This is a genomic window from Kaistella sp. CFF1-2, from assembly GCF_059509915.1.
Genome location: NZ_JCAKLF010000002.1, coordinates 161,519 through 183,157, shown reverse-complemented (window position 1 = coordinate 183,157; position 21,639 = coordinate 161,519). Strand labels below are relative to the sequence as shown.

23 protein-coding genes are annotated in these 21,639 nt (G+C 36.8%); 6 read left to right on the top strand and 17 right to left on the bottom strand.

Annotated elements, in window-relative coordinates; translation table 11 throughout:
• The first annotated feature begins 8 nt into the window (after nucleotides 1-8).
• Nucleotides 9-1,757 carry a signal peptide peptidase SppA gene (gene sppA, locus AC5XHR_RS05950; protein WP_495949868.1) on the top strand — a complete coding sequence of 583 codons (1,749 nt, stop codon included), beginning with the start codon at nucleotides 9-11 and terminating at the stop codon, nucleotides 1,755-1,757.
• Nucleotides 1,758-1,822: 65 nt separating this feature from the next.
• On the opposite strand, the gene AC5XHR_RS05945 is transcribed toward sppA, so the two are convergent.
• The 8 genes from AC5XHR_RS05945 to lnt form a co-directional block, all read right to left on the bottom strand.
• Nucleotides 1,823-2,080 carry a GlsB/YeaQ/YmgE family stress response membrane protein gene (locus tag AC5XHR_RS05945; protein WP_495949867.1) on the bottom strand — a complete coding sequence of 86 codons (258 nt, stop codon included), beginning with the start codon at nucleotides 2,078-2,080 and terminating at the stop codon, nucleotides 1,823-1,825.
• Between the two features lie 127 nt (nucleotides 2,081-2,207).
• Nucleotides 2,208-3,161, bottom strand: coding sequence for a signal recognition particle-docking protein FtsY (gene ftsY, locus AC5XHR_RS05940; protein WP_495949866.1), 954 nt, complete (start codon nucleotides 3,159-3,161; stop codon nucleotides 2,208-2,210).
• A gap of 114 nt (nucleotides 3,162-3,275) precedes the next feature.
• Nucleotides 3,276-3,824, bottom strand: a complete 549-nt coding sequence (locus AC5XHR_RS05935) for a hypothetical protein (protein ID WP_495949865.1) — start codon at nucleotides 3,822-3,824, stop codon at nucleotides 3,276-3,278.
• Nucleotides 3,825-3,836: 12 nt separating this feature from the next.
• Nucleotides 3,837-5,813 (bottom strand): CshA/CshB family fibrillar adhesin-related protein, encoded by a 1,977-nt coding sequence (locus AC5XHR_RS05930; RefSeq protein ID WP_495949864.1) that lies wholly within the window; start codon nucleotides 5,811-5,813, stop codon nucleotides 3,837-3,839.
• Nucleotides 5,814-6,122: 309 nt separating this feature from the next.
• Complete coding sequence (locus tag AC5XHR_RS05925) at nucleotides 6,123-6,275, bottom strand: DUF4295 domain-containing protein (RefSeq protein ID WP_495949863.1); 153 nt, start codon at nucleotides 6,273-6,275, stop codon at nucleotides 6,123-6,125.
• A gap of 22 nt (nucleotides 6,276-6,297) precedes the next feature.
• A complete protein-coding gene (gene rpmG, locus AC5XHR_RS05920; protein WP_039341297.1) occupies nucleotides 6,298-6,480 on the bottom strand; it encodes a 50S ribosomal protein L33 in 183 nt (60 codons plus the stop codon).
• Nucleotides 6,481-6,490: 10 nt separating this feature from the next.
• A complete protein-coding gene (gene rpmB / locus AC5XHR_RS05915; RefSeq protein WP_495949862.1) occupies nucleotides 6,491-6,727 on the bottom strand; it encodes a 50S ribosomal protein L28 in 237 nt (78 codons plus the stop codon).
• Between the two features lie 132 nt (nucleotides 6,728-6,859).
• Nucleotides 6,860-8,491, bottom strand: a complete 1,632-nt coding sequence (lnt, locus tag AC5XHR_RS05910) for an apolipoprotein N-acyltransferase (protein WP_495949861.1) — start codon at nucleotides 8,489-8,491, stop codon at nucleotides 6,860-6,862.
• Between the two features lie 75 nt (nucleotides 8,492-8,566).
• Here lnt and AC5XHR_RS05905 point away from each other — a divergent pair, with 75 nt between their 5' ends.
• A complete protein-coding gene (locus AC5XHR_RS05905) occupies nucleotides 8,567-8,998 on the top strand; it encodes a VanZ family protein (protein ID WP_495949860.1) in 432 nt (143 codons plus the stop codon).
• On the opposite strand, the gene AC5XHR_RS05900 is transcribed toward AC5XHR_RS05905, so the two are convergent.
• From AC5XHR_RS05900 to AC5XHR_RS05890, 3 genes are all read right to left on the bottom strand, one after another.
• Complete coding sequence (locus AC5XHR_RS05900) at nucleotides 8,995-9,420, bottom strand: hypothetical protein (protein WP_495949859.1); 426 nt, start codon at nucleotides 9,418-9,420, stop codon at nucleotides 8,995-8,997. The two genes, AC5XHR_RS05905 and AC5XHR_RS05900, sit on opposite strands and share 4 nt — an antisense overlap.
• A complete protein-coding gene (gene murB / locus AC5XHR_RS05895) occupies nucleotides 9,420-10,439 on the bottom strand; it encodes a UDP-N-acetylmuramate dehydrogenase (RefSeq protein WP_495949858.1) in 1,020 nt (339 codons plus the stop codon). The genes AC5XHR_RS05900 and murB overlap by 1 nt, the downstream gene beginning before the upstream one ends.
• Nucleotides 10,440-10,522: 83 nt before the next feature.
• Nucleotides 10,523-11,728, bottom strand: coding sequence for a pyridoxal phosphate-dependent aminotransferase (locus AC5XHR_RS05890; protein WP_495949857.1), 1,206 nt, complete (start codon nucleotides 11,726-11,728; stop codon nucleotides 10,523-10,525).
• 115 nt (nucleotides 11,729-11,843) lie between these two features.
• Here AC5XHR_RS05890 and AC5XHR_RS05885 point away from each other — a divergent pair, with 115 nt between their 5' ends.
• The 4 genes from AC5XHR_RS05885 to AC5XHR_RS05870 all read left to right on the top strand — a co-directional run bounded on the left by AC5XHR_RS05885 (nucleotide 11,844) and on the right by AC5XHR_RS05870 (nucleotide 17,033).
• Entirely contained in the window at nucleotides 11,844-12,482 is a 639-nt protein-coding gene (locus tag AC5XHR_RS05885) for a YiiX/YebB-like N1pC/P60 family cysteine hydrolase (RefSeq protein WP_495949856.1), read from the top strand.
• Nucleotides 12,483-12,571: 89 nt separating this feature from the next.
• The gene (locus AC5XHR_RS05880; protein WP_495949855.1) at nucleotides 12,572-13,123 is read left to right on the top strand and encodes a LemA family protein; all 552 of its coding nucleotides are present in this window, start codon (nucleotides 12,572-12,574) and stop codon (nucleotides 13,121-13,123) included.
• Nucleotides 13,124-13,125: 2 nt separating this feature from the next.
• Nucleotides 13,126-15,069, top strand: coding sequence for a DUF2207 domain-containing protein (locus tag AC5XHR_RS05875; RefSeq protein ID WP_495949854.1), 1,944 nt, complete (start codon nucleotides 13,126-13,128; stop codon nucleotides 15,067-15,069).
• 11 nt (nucleotides 15,070-15,080) lie between these two features.
• Complete coding sequence (locus AC5XHR_RS05870) at nucleotides 15,081-17,033, top strand: DUF2207 domain-containing protein (protein ID WP_495949853.1); 1,953 nt, start codon at nucleotides 15,081-15,083, stop codon at nucleotides 17,031-17,033.
• Between the two features lie 53 nt (nucleotides 17,034-17,086).
• Here AC5XHR_RS05870 and AC5XHR_RS05865 read toward each other — a convergent pair whose 3' ends face one another.
• From AC5XHR_RS05865 to AC5XHR_RS05840, 6 genes are all read right to left on the bottom strand, one after another.
• Nucleotides 17,087-17,950 (bottom strand): aminoglycoside 6-adenylyltransferase, encoded by an 864-nt coding sequence (locus AC5XHR_RS05865; protein WP_495949852.1) that lies wholly within the window; start codon nucleotides 17,948-17,950, stop codon nucleotides 17,087-17,089.
• Between the two features lie 17 nt (nucleotides 17,951-17,967).
• Nucleotides 17,968-18,525, bottom strand: a complete 558-nt coding sequence (locus AC5XHR_RS05860) for an NADPH-dependent FMN reductase (RefSeq protein WP_495949851.1) — start codon at nucleotides 18,523-18,525, stop codon at nucleotides 17,968-17,970.
• Nucleotides 18,526-18,644: 119 nt separating this feature from the next.
• Nucleotides 18,645-19,952 carry a UDP-N-acetylglucosamine 1-carboxyvinyltransferase gene (murA, locus tag AC5XHR_RS05855; protein WP_495949850.1) on the bottom strand — a complete coding sequence of 436 codons (1,308 nt, stop codon included), beginning with the start codon at nucleotides 19,950-19,952 and terminating at the stop codon, nucleotides 18,645-18,647.
• Complete coding sequence (locus tag AC5XHR_RS05850; protein ID WP_495949849.1) at nucleotides 19,952-20,611, bottom strand: DUF4290 domain-containing protein; 660 nt, start codon at nucleotides 20,609-20,611, stop codon at nucleotides 19,952-19,954. Before AC5XHR_RS05850 ends, murA begins: the two co-directional genes overlap by 1 nt.
• 113 nt (nucleotides 20,612-20,724) lie before the next feature.
• Nucleotides 20,725-21,147, bottom strand: a complete 423-nt coding sequence (locus AC5XHR_RS05845; protein ID WP_495949848.1) for a thiol-disulfide oxidoreductase DCC family protein — start codon at nucleotides 21,145-21,147, stop codon at nucleotides 20,725-20,727.
• A gap of 3 nt (nucleotides 21,148-21,150) precedes the next feature.
• On the bottom strand, nucleotides 21,151-21,636 hold the full coding sequence (locus AC5XHR_RS05840) for a heme-binding domain-containing protein (protein WP_495949847.1): 486 nt from the start codon (nucleotides 21,634-21,636) through the stop codon (nucleotides 21,151-21,153).
• Nucleotides 21,637-21,639: the final 3 nt, after the last annotated feature.

Genomic DNA, 21,639 nt, shown 5'->3' with positions numbered 1-21,639 from the left:
ATTTGAATATGAAAAGTTTTTTTAAAAACGTGCTAGCAAATATTGTAGCCATTTTTATTATTTTATTTATTGGTTTTATTTTAATGATCGGGATGATTGCCGTGAGTGCTATGGGCGATTCTTCGTCGGTAAAAGTAAAGAAAAATTCAGTATTAACCTTGAATTTGAAAACCAATATTATTGATAGTCCAGCAGATGAAAAAGACGATTTTTTTAATTTTGAAGACAAGCAAGATTATGTCGTTTTGTACGATGCTATAAAAGCTATTAATGCAGCTAAAACGGATGATAATATCAAAGGAATCTCTATTGAGGCGGATTATTTGTCTGCTGGAATAACCCAATTAGATGATCTACGAGCTGCCATTACGGATTTCAAGAAGTCAGGAAAATTTGTAACGACTTACGGAAATAATGTAAACCAAGGAACGTATTATTTGGGTTCTGTGGCGGATCAATATTATTTGCATCCTGCTGGCGGAATCGACCTTCGTGGAATGTCAGCGGAAGTGATGTTCTTCAAAGAATTTGCAGAAAAGTATGGAATTGGAATTGAAGTTATCCGCCATGGTAAATACAAATCTGCGGTTGAACCGTATTTACGTAGTGACCTTTCGGAAGAGAACAAAGAACAACTTTCCGTTTTGATTAATGATATTTGGAACAATGTTTCTGGTAAGATTCAGCAATCGAGAAAAATGAATGCTACAGATTATAAATTGGTTGTAGATAGTTTGTATTCCGTAATTCCAGATAATAATTTGAAATTCAAAACGGTTGATAAATTAGTTCAGAAATCCGAATACGATGATATTTTGAAAGACAAATTGAAAATCAAAAAAGACGATAAACTAAACAAAATTTCACTAGCGAATTATGTGAAATCAATGAAAGAGAAAACGTCGAGTGACAAAATTGGAGTTTTATATGCGTCTGGAGAAATCTTTAGTGGAGAAGGTTATGATGGAATTTATTCGGTTAATTTAATTAAAGAAATCAAAAAATTAGCAAAGAACAAGGAAGTAAAAGCAGTTGTTTTACGTGTAAATTCTCCAGGAGGAAGCGCGAATGCTTCAGACGAAATTTTATTTGAATTGCAAGAGTTGAAAAAGAAAAAACCATTGGTGGTATCTTTCGGAGATTATGCAGCGTCCGGAGGCTATTATATTGGTATGGCTGGTGAGCGAATTTTTTCTGAACCGAACACATTAACAGGATCTATCGGAGTTTTTGGTATGATTCCATACTTCAAACAAATAGCAAATAAAAATGGTATTTATGCCGATGCAGTTTCTACCAATGCAAACTCGAACGAATACTCTGCAGTAAATGGATTAAGTCCAGGTTATAAAACGATTTTAACAAAAAGCGTGGAGCAAACGTACAAAAGATTTGTACACTTTGTAACGCTGAATAGAAAGAAAACGTTTGAACAAATTGACGAAGTAGGAGGTGGTAGAGTTTGGTCTGGCGTGCGAGCCAAGGAATTAGGACTTGTAGATCAGTTAGGTTCTTTGAACGATGCGATTGCTTATGCAAGCCAAAAAGTGAAATTGAAAGACTATCAAGTTGTTTCATATCCAAAAAAAGTTTCTATGTTTGAACAGATTTTCTCTGATATGAATCCAGAAGAAATGGAAATGAAAATAATCAAAAGAAAAATAGGGGAAGATAAGTTTAAGATTTTTGAAACCCTGACAGAACCAAAACTAAATAATTCTGTATTGATGGAAAGTCCGTACCGAGTTACATTTTAAATTAAATTATACAAGAAAAAAGTCCACTCGATTGAGTGGACTTTTTTCTTGCTATTTGTGAAGAATTATCCTCTTCTCGTAGCCATTCCGTAAAGCCAAAGAACAATAAGTGCTCCTCCTACGGCTAATAAGAAACTTTTAAAGTTGAATCCGGTTACATCACCCCATCCAAGAACATAAGTTCCGATTGCGCCTCCTACGAAGGCTCCAATAATTCCTAAGATAATAGTGATTAACCAATTGCCACCTTGAGTTCCTGGCATAATTGCTTTAGCAATTGCTCCAGCAATTAATCCGAAGATAATCCAAGCTAAAATTCCCATAGTTTTATAATTTTAAAGTTAGTATTGTATATGTAATTTTGTTTATCAGCTACTCAAAGTTAGACTATTTTTACATACACGTCCCACTTTCTCAAAATTGTATAAAAAAAGGGAAAAATTCTAAAAATTAGTTTTTTCTAAAGAAAGAATCTACAAATTGCTCTCCGTTAAAGAGTTGTAGGTCGGTCATTTTTTCCCCAACACCGATATATTTCACTGGAATCTGAAATTGATCTGAAATTCCGATAACAACGCCTCCTTTAGCAGTGCCGTCCAATTTAGTTACTGCCAAAGCATTAACTTCTGTTGCAGCTGTAAATTGTTTCGCTTGTTCAAAGGCATTCTGTCCTGTTGATCCATCCAAAACCAATAAGATTTCATGTGGAGCATCAGGAATAAGCTTTTGCATCACACGTTTGATTTTCGAAAGTTCGTTCATCAAATTAACTTTGTTATGGAGTCTTCCTGCCGTATCAATAATGACAACATCGGCTTCTTGCGCAATGCCACTTTGAAGCGCATCAAATGCCACTGACGCTGGGTCGCTTCCCATTTCTTGTTTTACAATAGGAACGCCAACTCTTTGACTCCAAATAACCAATTGGTCAACGGCTGCTGCACGGAACGTATCAGCTGCTCCAAGGACAACTTTCTTTCCTTGCGATTTGAATTGATGGGCTAGCTTACCAATTGTAGTGGTTTTTCCAACACCATTTACACCGACAACCATAATTACATAAGGTTTTTTAGATTCGTCGATATTTCCAGATTGCGCATGAGGATTTTCTAGTAAAAGTGCAGAAATCTCCTCACGAAGGATTTTGTCTAATTCTTCTGTATTTACGTATTTGTCACGTGAAACGCGATCTTCGATTCGCTCGATCACTTTAATCGTTGTTGCAGCTCCTACATCGGAAGCAATTAGGATTTCTTCAAGGTCATCTAAGACCTCGTCATCCACTTTACTTTTCCCAATGACAGCCTTAGATATTTTATCAAAAAAACCTTGTCTCGATTTTTCTAAACCTTGATCAAGACTTTCCTTCTCTTCTTTATTGAATATTTTCTTAAACCAGCTCATATATCTGAATTTCCGAGAACAAATATATCAAAAAATGACCAACAAATCATGTTGGTCATTCCAGGGTTGTTTTTGGATTATTTAAAAATCTAATTCCGAAATTTTAGTGTTTATTTAAATTATTTCATCAGCTGCCAAAAACGTCCAATCTGTACCATTAAAAACGCATAATAAATCGTGTTGTAAATCGTAAGCAATCATTCCTGGTGAAGGATTGACAATGCTTTGATAATTGTCTATTAAGGGTAAAATCATGGCTTTATTTGTGTCTTCCAATACAAGAATTCCTGGTGCACTTTTGGGTGCTCCAACCGAAACTTTTGCTGTTGGAATCGACTCTAAATCATCCTGAGCAGAAGTATCTACCTTTCCATTGGTATTGAAGGTGAGATCTTTCCACGAAGGTGTGTTCCCACCTTTGTAGTATTTTACTTTTTTATCTGTGCTATCAAAAATCAAGGTTCCAGGTTCTGGAGTGTTTACTTCTTTAGCTTCAATTACCCATGGGAGAAGAAGTCCTTTTTGTTTTTGGGGATTTCCAACTTCATTTCCGAATTCTAAGGAGACAAAATTAGAGCTGATTTCTGTTTTCCGAATCGCTACTTGTGCATTAAAACCAACAGCTAAGCAGAAAAACAAAATACTAAATGCAAGATTTTTCATATGAATTTATTTTTAGTCGGGACATGAGAAAGTGGTGAAACATTTCCATGAAGTTCCTGTATATATTTTTAAACAATTATTGGTTGTATCGTACACCATCATTCCCTTTTTAGGATCCATAATGGATGGAATTTGTCCACCAAAGCCTTCGTGATTTGCTGCCACTCGATTAATTACAAAGCCGGTATTTCGAGATTCTAAAGCTGTCCAAGCTCCTGTTCGGATTTGTGGCCAATTCGTTTTTCCTCTGTCAATTGTTCTAAGTGCGGTGATACCGTGATTGGTTTGTAATCCAGGCCCAGAGGTATTGGCTGGTTTTTGACAAATTTTATTATACAATCCAAAGTTGATACCGAGCTTATTACCTGAGTTGTCGATTGTAACGTCGGTTTCACCATCAAAAGGCGTTGTATCTGTTGAGGATACATGAAGGTATTTTGAGCTACGTGGAATTACTTTGACGTAATAATCACCATAATCAACATTCAAGAAAATATAAGATCCCCATGGTGTTGTTGTTGCGGTTCTATGTAAGGTGTTGTCAGATTTTTTGTATAATTCAACTTGGATATTCCGCAAAGGTCTTCCGTCAGGTTTTGCCCCATCTTCATCAAAAAATACGGTTCCCATAATGTTGAAGGGTTGCTGGATGATGGCAATCATATGATCTTCAACCTCACCATCTGGAGCGAAACCCGTTGGTAATAAATCTTTTTGGGAACTGATACGTAAGCGGATATAGTAAATTCCACCAGGTAAATCGGCAATATTTTTTAAATTGAACGTGTGAGTTTGCTTTGTGGGATTTGATGGAATGACGGCTTCTAATCGGTCAGCTAAATCAAATTTACCATCATTGTCCTTATCTATCCAGAGATACAAATAGGTGTCTTTTCCTGTATTGTTATAAACAGGAATGTGTAAGTTTTGGATTGGTGCGACTCTGTCATACCACGTAAGTTCTTGTGGTAGAGCATCTTCATCATCAAGGTTTTGGTTGTCATCAATTTCTGGTGCTCCACCTAATTCCGGATATTGAGGTGCAAGATAATCGGCGTCTACAATATCTCCTAAAAATAATTGTGGGGGGACAGGTTTCGCAAGCTGTCCTGTTAGCGATTTAATATCATCCAAATTACTTGTCGTATTTACCTTGGTAGTTTCGTCAGGAACTGTCCCACCTGTAAATGATGAGTTTATTAAATGCCAAGCAAGTCCATAGACATTAGGTCCATCCGAATAATCAACGTCCTCCATGAAGCCTAAAGCAATGTGTTGGTATCCGGCGCCTTTTAATTCAACATCTATAAATCCCACACCTTCTGCGAAGAGCATTACGTCACCACGACCGTTGTCACCTCCTGAAACTTGAGTTGCTTTAATGGTTCTTCCGGTATTTGTTGCGACAACATCTACATTATAGTTTTTCCAATCGTTATTTACTATATATTTGTCAATAACCCGGAGTTGTCCACCGGTATTTTTTGAAATATCCAAGGTGTAATGTTCTCCAGAGCCGCTTAAGCTTTCAGATCCAGCAATTACAAATCCTTTGGGGATACTAATATTTCCATAAGGATCTTTGGAAGAGATGGTTAGTCTGAAATTTGCTAATGCGCCATTTGCACTATTTTTTATGGCCAATATGTTGGAAGCAGGAGAGAACGATGTGTAACCGTTTGGGAAACTGTTTAGGTTGTAATCGGTTGTTGTACTCGAGACAATTCTATCTTTGTTATTGTTAATCATTTCCAACTTAATGGTGTAAATGTAACCTGAAGGCGATTTGTATTCACCTGAGATGCCTCCAGAAAGTACATCGTCCGCTTTATTATTGCTATTGATGTCCCAATTGATCCACCAGATTTTTGAAGTATGTAACCCGATTCCTCCCGTTGCTTTAGAAGCTTTAAAGGTATGATTCCCTACCTGTGCATTCGTTGAAAGAGAAATAAAAAATAGGAGAATAAAAATTAGAAATCTGTTCATTAAAACGACTTTTAGATGTTTTTGTTCATAAAACAGCTAGTAAAAGTTCGTTCGGAAAAAGGCAAAGGAAGTGTTGTCTGTAATACGTTTCCTTGGCAATTTAGTTTTCAAAACGAAGACCAGCTTGGTAAACACATTAACAGATTTGTGTAATTTTCCTCAAAGGTAGTGTATTATTTAATTATCGCCAAGTTTTATATAATTTTAATCTACAGCAAAAAGAAAAGCCTTAATTTTTTACTAAGGCGAATAAAAAAAGACTCACTTATTAGTGAGTCTTTTTATTTTGGATAAATCCTGATTATGCGATTACTTCTTCAAGAAGGCATCTACATCATCAGCATTCATTACTTGCTCTTCGAAAACGTAAGCTCCAGTTTTTGGAGATTTTACCATTTTCACCACTTTGGTCAACTTCTTAGATGATCCATCCTTAAGTGTAGCTACTACTTTCTTTGCCATGGTAAACTATGTTTTTTAAATATTACTTAATTTCTTTGTGAACGGTATACTTCTTCAAAACTGGGTTGTATTTTTTCAACTCCAATCTTTCTGTTGTATTTTTTTTGTTCTTTGTCGTGATGTATCTGCTCATTCCAGCAACACCAGTTTCTTTATGCTCAGTGCATTCTAGAATTACTTGAACTCTATTTCCTTTTTTTGCCATGATCTGATAATTACTTAATTAAACCGTTTCTTGTTGCTCTTTCAATTGCTTCTTCAATACCAACTCTGTTGATAATTCTCAATCCGTGTGCAGACACTTTCAAAGTGATGTGCTTATCCTGCTCTGGAAGATAAAATTTCTTCTCCAGTAAGTTTATTTCAAAACGTCTCTTCGTTTTGTTGTTAGCGTGAGAAACGTGGTTACCAACCATTGCACGCTTTCCTGTTATTTGGCAAATTCTTGACATATCTCGATGTTCTTATTTACTATATAAATATTTGAGGTTGCAAAATAACGAAGTTTTTTTCAGATAGACAAATATTTTCCAAAATGATTTTCTTAAACTTTTCGTTATTCCCATTTTATGCGGTTTTCCAAGCTAAGAAAACCACTTCTTTTGTATTGCTTTGATTAAGATGTAAAAAACTAAAAATCCTAAAATGAAAACACAAATTCTCGAAATGAAATCTCCAGAACGTACATAGAAAGTTTCTCCGTCGTATAGATTTATTTTAGCATAAAGTGCCGTTTGATCGCCGTACAACGTACTTTGTTCGATTTCTCCCAAAGCGTTTATATGCGCTGAAATTCCACTATTTGCAGAACGGGCAATCTCTCTTCTCGTTTCGATAGCGCGCAGTCGAGCGTACGAAAGTAATTGCTTGTGTCCTTGGGTAACGCCCCACCAAGAATCATTGGTCATAATCGCTAAAAAGTTGGCTCCATTTTTCACATAATCAGTTACAAATTCTCCATAAATACTTTCATAGCAAATGATTGGAGCAAGCGCAGCTTTGTTATATGGATTTTTAAAAACTTTTCTTTTTTCATCAATTCCTAGTGAAGCAACCGTTCCGCCTAAATTCAACATAGCATCACCTAGCAACGGTTTCAAAACATTCATGTACGGGAAGATTTCAACTCCCGGAACTAATTTTCCTTTATGATAGGTTTCAATTTTTTGATTTGGAATAATTTGAATAGCCGTATTGTAACTTTCCACCCAAGGTCCAAAGTTGGTTTTATATGCGTTTTTCGGAATGTTTTCGCCTTCCATAAAAAAGCGATGCGAAGAAACGCCCGTTGCAAAAACAGATTTTGGTCTCTGCGCTAAAAATTGTTTAATGCTATCTAAAATTGGACTTTTATCCATACCTTTTTCTGAAAAAGATCCTGGTCCGGGCAAAGCAGTTTCAGGTGCAATGTAAAAATCTACTTTGGCTTGATCAGCCGTTTTTGCTAAGGTTAAAAGCTCATTAAGTATCGTTAAACTGTCTTTAGAATATTTTTCATTGTACGGATCAAGATCGGGTTGTAACATCAAAACAGAAGTTTGTCCCGAAGGTTTTTCGTTAAAATTTTGATATTTCGAAAAAGAAATTAGCATTGGACCAACGATTAACAAAACTAATACAGATGAATTGATAATCAAACTTTTTTTCTTTCTTCCCGCTTCCCAAATTCGCAAACTGTAGAAAAAATAGACGTTGATTAACAAAATCCAAAAGCTTCCTCCCGTCGCTCCTAAGGTATCATACCATTGAATAAATTTTGGATATTCTGAGAAAACATTTCCAAGATTTAACCATGGCCAAGTGAGTTCCCAATTCATGTGAAATTTCTCAAAACACATCCAAATGGCAACAAAAAAAGTAAGTCCCCAATAGGTTCCTTGATAGTTTTTGTACCAATGATAGCATTGGAAAACTAAGGAATACAAAAGTGAATTGACTAAAACCGGAAATACAACCGCCATTAAAGAATGGCTTCCATCTGGGTTTTTAGAGCCGTATAGCCAACCTGTGGTCACGATATTCCAAATGATAAAACACAAATACGAAAGTCCGAAAATAGCCCAACCTTTTCTTTTGATGGTTGAAAATTTGGAAAGGTCGTGTTCCATCATTAAAAGCGGAACTAATGCAATAAATATAAAAAATGGAATTCCATACGTAGGCCAAGAAATGCTCAGTAAAACCGCTGATAGAAGCGTGAGTAGTATATATTTCATACTGCTAATGTACTTTTTGAGGTTATATTCAAAATCTACACAAAATTAGTCTTTTATATTGAATACTTTTGCATCATGCAACTACGAACTGTTTACCGTTTTCTGATTTTTCCATACACCTTGATGTTGCTGTATTTCATGTTTTTGGGGTTTGGAAGGACGGTGATGGATGACCATATTGTTCGAGTAAAACCGGTGTATTCTACATTTCTTTTTGTGTATCAAAAGTTTTTGCAACAGGATTTCAGAACCATTTGGATCAATTTGGTAGGAAACATTGTGATGTTTATTCCGTTCGGATTTTTGGGTTGGGTTTTTCCTAAATTATCGAAGTTATCCCAATTAATGGCGACTTTTTTAACCACTATCTTTTGTGTGGAAGGGCTTCAATACTTTACTCGGCTAGGGATTTTCGAGTTGGATGATATTATTCTGAATTCCATTGGCGTTTTACTAGGCTTTTGGATGTTTCAGAAATTAAACAAGAGTGAGGTTGCTAAAGTTTAAGCTTCGCTCGCAAAAGCTGATTCGAAGTCGATTTGCGGAATGTTCCCTAATCGATTGAATGGGAAATAATACATGCGCGATTTCAAAGCCAAATAATCATCTTTCATCTTGAAAAACAAACCAATGGCTTGCTGACTTTTTCCATGAAGAGGAACTTCAGTTTGAAAGACAACGCAAAAACCTTCTGCTTTTTCGGTTTCGATTTGTTCGTTTCCAAATTCCTTCAAACTGTCTATTAAAACAGAATTATCGAAATAATAATCTCTTGAACTTGGAAGAACTTCGCTTACACAATGCGCGTCTTGAATGAGCATCGCAAATGTTTCAAGTTCGGTTGATTTACTTAACTCGACAATGGCTTTGTCTAAAGCTTTTTCAATGGTTTTATCAACGAGTTGATCGATGTATTCTTGCGTTTTCATTAGATGATATTTACTTCTCGTTCTAATGTGATTCCGTATTTTTCGTGGATGGATTCAATGATTTTCGTGGAGAAATCGTAAATCTCTTTTCCCGTTGCAAGTCCCGTTGCGTTAATGATAACCAGTGCTTGAAGTTGATTGGAAGCTACATTTCCGATTTGTTTTCCCTTCCAACCAGCGTTTTCGATAAGCCAACCCGCGGGAACTTTCACTTCATCGTGATTTGGATATCCCGGAATGGTTTCAAATTTCTTTTGAAGTTCGTCGTATTGCGATTTTGGAATAACTGGATTTTTAAAAAAACTTCCAGCATTTCCAATCTTTTTAGGATCAGGAAGTTTGCTTTCGCGAATAGCGATTACCGCTTTAGAAACATCCTGAATGCTTGGATTTTCAATATTCATTTTGTCCAATTCACCACGAATTGCACCGTATTCCACTTTGATAGAATGCTCCTTTGTCGTTAATTTAAAACGAACTTCAAGGATTACGTATTTTCCTTTGCCTTCCTGTTTGAAAATGGAATCTCGATATCCAAAACGACAGCGGTTTAAATCAAAGGTTTCGATTTCTAATGTTTCCAAATTCAATGCATCACAGGAGTGGAAAATGTCTTTAATTTCGGTTCCGTACGCGCCAATATTTTGCATCGGCGATGTTCCAACATTTCCTGGAATGAGAGATAAATTTTCGAGTCCACCATAATTTTTACCCAAACACCAAAGTACAAATTGATGCCAGTTTTCACCGGCTTTTGCTGAAACGATGACGTGATTTTCATCCAACTTTTCTTCCGAAATCCCTTTCAACGAAAGAATGACGACCAGACCATCGTAGTTTTTTGTCAATAAAACGTTGCTTCCACCGCCCAAAAACAATATTTTTTGTTGATTTTCTTTTGCAAAAGCAAGAGCTTCTTTAAGCTCTTCAATAGATGTGATTTCGCAAAAATAATCTGAGGTAACGGCAACTCCAAAAGTGTTGTACAGCTGTAAAGAAACGTTTTGTTGAATGGTCATTTCGAGTAATAATAAGGGGCTAATTTACTAATATTTGTATGAAAAATGGATAAAAAAAACGGGAACTAATTCCCGTTTTCCTTTTACAATCCGAATTCGATTCGGTATTTCTGTAATGCGTCGTTTAATAATTCAACGCTTCGTTTCAAATCTTCTTCTTTCAAGACATAGGCAACGCGAACTTGTTTTTTACCAAGTTCTGGATCGCTGTAAAAACCACCCATTGGCGCAAGCATTACTGTTTCGTTTTCGTACGAATAACTTTCTAGTAGCCATTGGGCAAATTTATCGGTATCATCTACAGGGAGTTCTGCAACGCAATAAAACGCACCTTTTGGCTTTGGACAGATCACTCCTGGAATCGCATTTAGCAAATCAACCAAAAGATTTCTTCTTTTTGTGTATTCTTCGCGAACGCTTCTAATATAATCGCCGTCGTTATAATGTGCAGCTGTAGCGGCAATTTGCCCCAACAAAACTGGACTCAAACGCGCTTGAGCAAATAAAATAGCGGCATTATGAATCTTTTTAGATCTCGTAATCATACATCCGATACGAGCTCCACACATGGAATAACGCTTTGATTCCGAATCAATGATAATCACATTTTCTGAAGCTTCAGGAAATTCCAACATGGAAACTTGTTGCTTTCCATCATAAACATATTCTCTATAAACTTCATCCGAAATAATCACGATATCGTATTTCAAAGCGATATCTGCTAATTGCTGAAGTTCTTCTTTCGTGTATAAATAACCTGAAGGGTTTCCTGGATTACAGATAACGATAGCACGTGTTCTTTCTGTAATTTTTTTCTCGAAATCTTCGATTGGTGGCAATGCAAAACCACTGTCAATGGTAGAAGGAACAGCAACCACATTAATGTTGTACGCGCTTGTAAATCCGTTGTAGTTGGCATAATACGGCTCTGGAATAATCACTTCGTCACCATCGTCACACAAGGTAGATAGTGCAAAATTCAACGCTTCGGAACCACCATTAGTTACAATAATTTGATCGGTTGTAAGGTCTGTGAAGCCTAAAGAATGATAATAGTCTTTAAGTGCCGTTCTGTATTCGATATTTCCTTCAGAAAGGGCGTATTCGAAAATCCGTAAATGATTATTTTTTACTGCATCTAAAGCGGTTTGTGGCGTTTCAATGTCCGGTTGACCGATGTTTAAATGATAGACTTTAACTCCTTTTTGTTTCGCTTGGATGGCGTAAGGAACTAGTTTTCGTACCGGTGATGCCGGCATATTTTGTGCTCTTTCTGAAATGTTTGGCATTAGATTGAATTTTACACAAAAATACTAAATTTATTCTTTTAGCCTCAAGAAATAGAAAGCCAAAAACGAGTTTTTGATTCCCTTTTTTTCGTACTACATTTGCGGTATGGGAAAAATGAGTTGGATTCAATTTGTGATCGGTGTTTTGGGTTTGATGCTTTTACTAGGATGTAAATCACAACAAAATACTAGTCTTCAGAACGGCGATTTACTTTTTGTTACTGCGAAACAAGAAGGTCTTTCAGGAGCAATTAACAACGTGACACAGCGAGAAGAAAAAGCAAATTTTGATCATATCGGTATTGTTGAAAAATCGGGTACGAATATTTTCGTTCTTCATGCAGCGCCAAAAGGCGGTTCTCAAAAACAAAAATTGAATGATTTTCTTAAAAATGCGAAATCTCAAAATCAAACCATCGTACAATATCGGTTGAAAAAAGAATTTCAAAAAACAATTCCAAAGGCTTTGGTTAATGCGAATTCGATGCTTGGAAAACCCTATAATTTTAATTATATTTTAGATGAACAATCTTATTATTGTTCGGATTTTATCGAGCGGATCTTCAGGGCTGATTCGATATTCGTTTTGGAACCCATGACTTTTAAAGATCCATCAACAGGCGAAACTAATGCTTTTTGGAAGTCGTTTTATGAGAAGAAGGGACTTCAAGTTCCGGAAGGAGAATTAGGTTGTAATCCAAATGGTTTAGCGGCTTCGCCGAAATTGGAACGCTTAGAAATTTTGAAATATTAAGAAGACTTAATTTTAAATAACACACATTTTTTCACCAATTGTTCTGCATTTTTTAGTACTTTAGATTTGAACATAAAAGAAATGTGAAAATGGTTTTACTTATTATTTTAGGGGTACTTGTCCTTGTGGGTATCTATTTTATTAGTGTTTACAATAAATTGGTTTCGCTTCGAAATCTCGTTCAAGAAGGTTGGAGTAGTATTGATGTCATGCTGAAAAAGCGTCATGATTTAATCCCAAACTTAGTTGAAACGGTAAAAGGTTACGCAACGCACGAAAGAGAAACGTTGGACAGCGTTATCCAAGCGAGAACGGCAGCGCAAAAAGCGAACAGCGTTGAATCTAAAGAGGTTGCAGAGAAAAATTTAGATAAAGCCATGTTGAATTTAATGGCGGTTGCAGAGCAATATCCAGATTTGAAAGCCAACGCGAATTTCCAACAACTTCAAGCCGAATTATCTGCCGTAGAAGGCGATATTGAAAAAGCGAGACGCTATTATAACGGAACTGTTCGAAATAATAACACGACCGTACAATCGTTTCCAAGTAATGTGGTTGCAGGAATGTTTGGCTTTAAAGATGCAGCTTTCTTCGAACTTCAAAATGCTGCTGAGCGCGAAGTCCCTTCCGTAAAATTCTAGATATGAAGTGTTTTCTGACTTTAATTTCCATCTGCTTATCGCTTTTGGGGTTTTCTCAGGGCGGGATTCCGACAGATTCTGTGGGTGGAGCATTCGCTTCCAATACGGGTTCTGAACGGATTTTGAACTTCCATTCCGATATTATTGTCAACGATAAAGGCGATTTGGATGTTACCGAAATTATCAAAGTCAACAGTTTGGGTGACGCCATCAAACATGGAATTACGCGAACGTTTTTAACGACTCGAAATTTCAATGGAGGCAATCAAAAGGTTAATTTGAAAGTTGTTTCAGTTACCAAAGATGGAACCAAGCAAGACTATCATTCCGAAAATGGTTCTGGATATTTTACGATTTACATTGGCGATAAAAATGAGATTTTGCCGCCTGGAGTTTATGAATATGCAATTCGATATACGGTTGCTAAGCAAATTGGCTTTTTCAAAGACTATGACGAGTTGTATTGGAATGTCAATGGAACCGATTGGGCTTTTGCAATCGATAAAATTTCTGCAAAAGTGGTTCTTCCGAAAACGGTAGAAATTCTTCAAAATTCATGTTATACAGGAGAAGCAAAGAGCACGGAGTCGAATTGCGATGTGAATGTACTGGATAAAAATACAATTGAATGGTCCGCTGTAAATTTTTCAAATGGTGAGAATTTAACGGTTGCTGTTGGATTTACGAAAGGTGTTATTTTGCCTCCTCCTCCGCCGAGTTTTCTAGAAAAATACGGCGTTTTGCTTTTGTTGGGATTGTCTTTATTGGGTTTTATTGTCTATTCCATTTCGATGTGGAAAAAATATGGCATAGACCCTCCAAAACCAACGGTTTATCCGCAATTTAATGTTCCTGAGGATATGTCGCCGGCAAGTTTGGGTTACATTAAAAAAGAAAAGTATGCGACGAATTTTTTAACGGCAACGTTGGTGAATCTTTCCGTGAAAGGCTATACCAAAATTATCGAAACCGAATCTAAAGGACTTTTGAATCTTTTTAATTCGAAAGAGTTTACCATTCAGAAAATTAAAGAACCCGATCAAAGTTTAGCCAAAGAAGAAATTGGCGTGATGAACGATCTTTTCTCGAATCGTTCGGAGGTCACTTTAACGGGGAAATACGATCCGAAAATAGAAAAGGCGGTTTCTATGTTTCAGGCGAGTCTAAAAGTTCAACATAATAAATTCTTGAACGAAGGAAATAATGGGAATTTGGTATTGTATCCATTCCTATTTTTATCATTTATTTATTTCATTGGCTTATTGCTTTCGGCTTTGAAACGGGGCGATTTTGGCTTTATGATCGTTGGGTTTTTTATCTATGTCATGGCGATTGTCGTTTATTTTGTAGCGACTCGAGTTCTTGGGAAGGTCCCATTGAAAGGCTTTATGGGTATTTTTACGATATTCTTTTCATTATCCTTTATCATTCCGTTTATTAGTATGGGATTTTCAATCGGAATGGAAAAAGATTTTAAATACTGTTTTCAGTTTGCCATTATTTGTTTGTTGATTTTTCTTGCATTTCAATATTTTATCAAACGTCCATCTGAAGAAAAATTGCGTAAACAATCCCTGATTGATGGATTTAAAATGTATATGGGTGCCGCTGAAAATGAGCAGTTGAAATTCCATAATTCTCCAAAAATGACTCCCGAAATTTTTGAAAAATATTTGCCCTATGCAATGGTTTTGGGCGTGGACGATATTTGGGGCAAAAAGTTTGAAGTTGCTTTATTGGCGATGGCTGCGGGATATACAAGCTCGTGGTACGCTGGACATTACACCGGATTGCATTCTTTTGGAAGTTCACTAAATTCAAGTTTGTCACGATCAATTAGTTCTGGATCTACAGCGCCTTCCAACAGCAGTTCTGGAGGAAGCGGTTCTGGCGGCGGTGGATTTTCCGGCGGCGGCGGTGGCGGTGGCGGCGGTGGCGGCTGGTAAAAAAAAATTCAATGAAAAAGATACTTCAGTTTGTTTTCATTTGTTTGTTTGCTTGGGCTTTTGCGCAAGTGGAAAACGTCCCTGCGTTAACTTCACTTACCCAGTTGGACAACGGAACCGTAAAGTATGCAGACCCGTTTCCAAATGTAGAACGAATAATCGATTTTCATTCGGAAGTTGATATTTCTTTAAAATCAGTTGCTACAATTACGGAAACCATTAAGGTTTATGCGGCGGGAAATGAAATCAAACGCGGTATTTTCAGAGCTTTGCCTACTATTCGAAATACAAATAAAGGTATTATTGATGTTGATTATACCATCGTTTCGATTAAGAAAAATGGCGTGACCGAGCCGTATAAAAAAGAAGTGTATGACGGGGTTTTGAATTTGTATATTGGCAATAAGGATGAGTATTTGTCTAGTGGGATTTACACCTACGAAATCAAGTATAAAACGTCCGATCAAATAACAAAATTTAGTGGCTATGACGAGTTTTATTGGAATGTTAATGGAACGGATTGGTCATTTCCAGTCGATCACATTAGCGCACGAATAACGCTTCCTCAAGGTGCGGATATTCTTCAAAATTCGTGTTATACCGGCGTGTATGGAAGTAAGGATCAAAATTGTACTTTCAAATCGTTAACTGCAAATCAAATCTTTTTTGAAGCATCAAACTTAAATGCGCGCGAAAATTTAACGGTGGCTGTTGGTTTCAAACCTAACGTTCTTCAAGAGCCGTCGATGTTTTGGAAGAGCCTGAAGCGAGATTGGCCCAATTACACACTGATTGGCGTTTTCCTGTATTTACTGTCTTATTTTTATTCTAAATGGAATCTTTTCGGGAGAGATTATGCCAAACCAGTGGTTGTTCCTCAGTTTAATGCACCTCAAAATTTGTCGCCAGGAAGTATCGGATATATTCACAAAGGAAAATATAGTATCACTCAAATAACCGCTAATTTTGTGGATATGGCGGTGAAAAAAGTGATTAAAATTAAAGAAGATACAACGCATCAAAATAAATTCATTACTGATCGCATTTATGATATCGAGAATCTTAATACAAATTTAGATTCCCTTCAAAAAGATGAGCAACTGCTACTTACGAAAGCATTTGATAAAAATGGGAAACTTCATTTAAACGGATCCTACAATTATAAAGTTCACAATGCGGCAGAAGCATTCGAAAATTGGATGATGAAGGAGCATAAAAAATTTCTGCAAATCGATGCAAATTCGAAATTTGTTTACACCGGATTGAAAATTATTCTTGCTACATTTTTTGCCATGCTGCTGTATGCGTCGTATCGAGAGGGTGATTATTCCATGATTTTTAGTGGTGGAATATTGGTTTTTTTTGATTCCATTATTTTGCTCCTTTTATTAGCTTTTTGGAATTATACAGATCGAGTTTTGTTCTTCTTTTTGCTGTTTTTCTTAGGAGCATTTTTTGTTCCCATTTTCTTATTTGCGTATGGTGCTTCTCCCGATATTTCTACATTAGGGTCGCATTGCTTTAAATTTTTAATTGTGAGTGTCATTTCTTTGTTGATTTTCAAAAAGCTGATAACACGTCCAAGTGTAGATGCTGTCGAGATGAAAGCCGAAATTGAAGGTTTGAAAATGTATTTGGGAACAGCGGAAGAAGCACAATTGAAATTCCACAATCCACCCGAAATGACTACCGATGAATACGAGAAATTTCTTCCGTATGCGATGGTTTTGGGCGTAGATGATATTTGGGGAAAACGTTTTCGCAAAGCTTTGGACTTATCCATATCACAAATGCCCGAACTTGGTGGCTCCGATTTTATTCATCCAGGTTTTGCCCGATCGTTAACGTCGGCTAGTATAGCGCCGGTAAGTTCGAGTTCCAGTTCGTCATCCTCATCATCTTCGCGATCTTCATCCTCAAGTTCGTATTCTGGAGGCTCCAGCTCGAGCGGTTCTAGTGGTTGAGGTTCATCTGGAGGCGGTGGCGGCGGCGGAGGCGGCGGAGGCTGGTAAAAAGTTTAGATTTGTCCGAATTTTTCAATTTTAGAAACGTACTCAATTGAATTTTCCGCTTCTCTTTTGTTGAATGGAAATTGAAGTTTTTCAGCGCAATACAATTGTTCTTCATAGAATAGTTGCATTAGAAGTTTTAAAGCATTCCAATTCGATTCTAAATCAGAATCGGAATACGTTTTTAAAATGCTTTGATACAATTGCGGCTTTAGATAGGTTTCCGCATGTTTTCCTGACTTTCCAAATGAAACAGAGAAACGAGTATCGATTCCAACTTTCCATGAGATTAAACGCAAGAACATTGGTCGCACAACAGTTTCAAGTTGATCTTTAGCATAGAAAATTTGGTTTCTTTTCAAGCCTTTGGCAACATAAGGACAACACCACCAAAACTCGTTGCAAACCTCCGAAAATTCTTGTATTGAAGGTTTTTTGATATGATAATCAAAATCTGAAGAGTCGATTTGATTTTCGAAAATATGATCTTTATCGAGCCAAACAACGGAAAGGCTGTCGTGCTCGTACTTGGTTTTGAATTTTTCAATTGGAAAAAGACGAATATCAATGCGACTTCCGTCTTCGAAAACGGTTAAAATGGTATGGGAAATTTTCTCCTCACTGGGATCACTTCCTAATTCCATTTCATCTGGAAATTGCTGTAAATAGGGTTTTCCAAAATGGTATAACCATGATTTATCCGAAATAAAAGAATCGAAATTTTCAACAAAAAAGACCACATCAAAATCCTGAAATGCGTCTTCTTGTATCGTTGGATTGGCTCGCGAACCGTTAAGAACAACGGCACGAATCCGTGCGTCTTCACTCGCAAATTCAAGAATTTTCGATTTTGTAATTTCAGGATTAACCATGGTTGAAATGGATTTTTCTACTTTTTAAAATTAGAAAACCAATCCGCAAATGCATTGATGAATTTCACTAGGAATTCAGAAGTGCGTTCGTCCATTTTTCCCGATTCATCAAATGCTTTCCCAATTCCACTTAAATAAGCCTCAGGTTGCTGCATGGTATAAATATTCACAGAAGTTAACGTCTGACGAAGTTGATGATTGGCACCAAATCCACCAAGAGAGCCCGGTGAACTGCTAATAACGGCTCCAGGTTTTTTCGTCCAAACGCCTTTTCCGCCTGGTCTAGAAGCGACATCAAGAGCGTTTTTCAAAACTGCTGGAACGCCACGATTGTATTCTGGAGTAATGAAGATGCAACCATCCAATTCACTTACTTTTTTTCGAAAAGCAACGTAAGAATCTGGGACTTCATTATGATCGTCAAAATCTTGATTGTACAATTCGAGTTGACCAATTGGTATAATTTCGAATTCGAAATTTTCAGGAACGATTTCTAGTAATTTTTCTGCGATTTTTTTAGAGAAAGCTTCTTTTCTAAGGCTTCCCACGAAAATTCCAATTTTTGATTTGCTCATCATTTTACTTTTTAGTGAACTAAAAATACTAAAATTTGAGTAAAAGGCGATGGTTGTTGAGAAAATAAAATAGACCAAAACAAAGTTCTGGTCTATTTTATTTTAGTGAATTTTATCTTTTAAATTCTTTCGATATCGGCTCCAAGAGCTTTTAGACGTCCGTCGATGTTTTCATAACCTCGGTCGATTTGCTCGATATTGTGAATAAGCGATGTTCCTTCGGCAGAAAGCGCCGCAATTAACAAAGCGTTTCCAGCACGGATGTCGGGAGATGTCATCACCGTTCCACGAAGTGGCGTTTCTTGGTTTAGTCCAACAACCGTTGCTCTGTGCGGATCACAAAGGATGATTTGTGCTCCCATGTCAATTAGTTTATCAACGAAGAATAAACGGGATTCGAACATTTTTTGGTGAACCAAAACCGTTCCTTTCGCTTGAGTTGCTACCACTAAAATGATGGATAATAAATCGGGTGTAAATCCTGGCCAAGGTGCATCAGAAACCGTTAAAATAGATCCGTCAATAAATTTCTGAATCTTATAATTTTCTTGAGCTGGGATGAAAATATCTTCACCGTTTCGTTCCAATTGAATTCCTAATTTTCTAAAGGTGTCTGGAATGATTCCGAGTTGATTCCAATTGACATTTTTAATGGTGATTTCAGACTTTGTCATCGCTGCAAGTCCAATCCACGAACCGATTTCAACCATATCAGGAAGCATCGTGTGTTCTGTTCCTCCAAGATGATCAACACCTTCAATTGTTAGAAGGTTTGATCCGATTCCAGAAATATTGGCTCCCATTCGGTTAAGCATCTTGCAAAGTTGCTGCAAATAAGGCTCGCAAGCCGCGTTGTAGATTCTGGTTTTTCCTTGAGCAAGAACGGCTGCCATAATGATATTTGCAGTTCCTGTTACCGAAGCTTCTTCCAAAAGGATGAATTTTCCTTTTAATTCAGCTGCTTTTAATGAGTAAAAATGTTCTTTATCGTCAAATTTAAATTCGGCTCCTAATTCAACCAAACCTTGGAAATGCGTATCTAGACGGCGTCTTCCAATTTTGTCACCACCTGGAGTTGGCATGTAGGCTTCGCCATAACGCGCAAGCATCGGACCCAAAAGCATGATAGAACCACGTAGTTTGGCGCCATCTTTTTTAAATTCTTCGGATTTAATATAATCTAAATTAACCTGATCGGCTTTAAACGTATAATCTCCGTGTCCATTCTTAGTGACTTTAACTCCAAGATCACCTAAAATTTCGATTAATCTATTGACATCATGAATGTCAGGAATGTTGTTAATTCGAACTTCTTCGTCGGTTAACAAAACCGCACATAAGATTTGCAAAGCTTCATTCTTTGCCCCTTGAGGGATAATTTCACCATGCAACTTTTTTCCTCCGCGTATTTGAAAAGTTCCGCTCATTATTTTCTGTTTTTATTGTTGTGGTTGTTATTGTTATGATTCTTCCTACGGTTCTGATTTTGGTTCTGATTGTGATTTTTTCGGTTGTTGTTATTCCTATTGTTGCTTGTGTGGTAGATTTTACTTTTTTCCAAAGAATCAATACTCGTAAGGTCCAATCGGTTTTCAGAAAGTTCTTTCAAATGTCTGAAGATCACATCATCCGTAACATGTTCTTTGTTGTAGATGTTGTAGGATTTTTTCATATTGTTAGCAATAACCTCGATAAGCGCTTCTTTTTCGTCACCATCTTCTAAGATAATTGCTTTCTCAATCAGTTGTAGGATGCTTTTTCCGTAAAATTTAAATTCACCTTGCAGTTTTGGATATTCCATTTTGTTAGGCGCAATCATTCGGTCTTCAGCAGTAGGAATCGGGTAGGGAGAGTCTACATCCAAATCGTATTCGGCAAGGATGAAAAGATGATCCCAAAGTTTATGTTTGTAGTTTTCTTCATCTCGCAAATGCGGGTTCCTTTGCCCCATAAAATCCACGATAGACATCGCCATTTCGTTGCGTTTGTCGCGGTCTTCGGTTGCCTTGCATTTTTCAACTAAATCTTGAATAATGCGGCCGTATTCGGGCATGTGAAGAAGTGTTCTTTGCGTATTGTATTCCATGGTTGCAAATATATTGAAATTAAGCCTAAATTTTTTAATTTATTGTTAAATCGAATCATGGGATTCGATAATTTAATGAAGGAAATCCGTTGAGGAAAAAGGTTTACTAGGCTTTAGGAAATCATTTTTTTTCGTTCTTCAATTGTTGGGATTTCGCAAGCTAAAGGTTTGAGGCTTTTTCGTCTTCTTGCTACCCAAGAATAAATCATATCTGAAAATGATTTGGGAAAAATTTTTCCAATTCGAAACAGATGGTATTTTCCACCTAAAAGCTGAGCGGTTTTTAGAATTGCCTCCGATTTCAAAACGTAGTATTCACTGGGTTTCCAAAGAACAACGCTGTCGAAATCATTTGTTTTCATCCCACGTTCTTTCAAAAACTGCTGTCCTAAATCAGATTGCAAAGCAGCAAAACGAAATTGATCTTTACGATCATTTTTTAGAACCCATTGTACCCAAGAATTGCAGAAACCGCAATCTCCATCATAAAATAGAATGTGATAGGGCCACCAATCGGGCTGTTCGTGTTTGTTCATGAATTATTTTTTCTCGGCGCCTTCCGATGGCAAATTGTGTGCAGCGCGAGTTTCGTCCTCTAAAGATTTAAAATATTGACTCATCTCTTTTTGTTTTGTGGCATCCATTTTAGCGTTTCCATGCATCAAAACATAGCTTTCCAAAGGCATTTCGCCGTGGTCAACCATTTCAAAAGCTTCGTAAAGTTTATGAGCTTGACGTTTAGGTTCGTAGGTTGCAAAGGTAGAAAAATTCAATTTTCGTCTTCCTTCATCAATATGATCTTTCAAAAACCAACCAAACGGCTGTACTTTAGAATACCAAGGATAAACGGTTTCGTTGGAATGGCAATCGTAGCACGACGCTCGTATTTGTTGCGCCATCGCTTCGGGTGTGTTCTTTATTTTTAGAAAATCCATACCTGCATTGGTTGGTGGATTAACCTTTTCTATTTGAAAAAACTGAATCAAAATAAACGCAACGACAAGAACAATAAATACTTTTTTCATGTG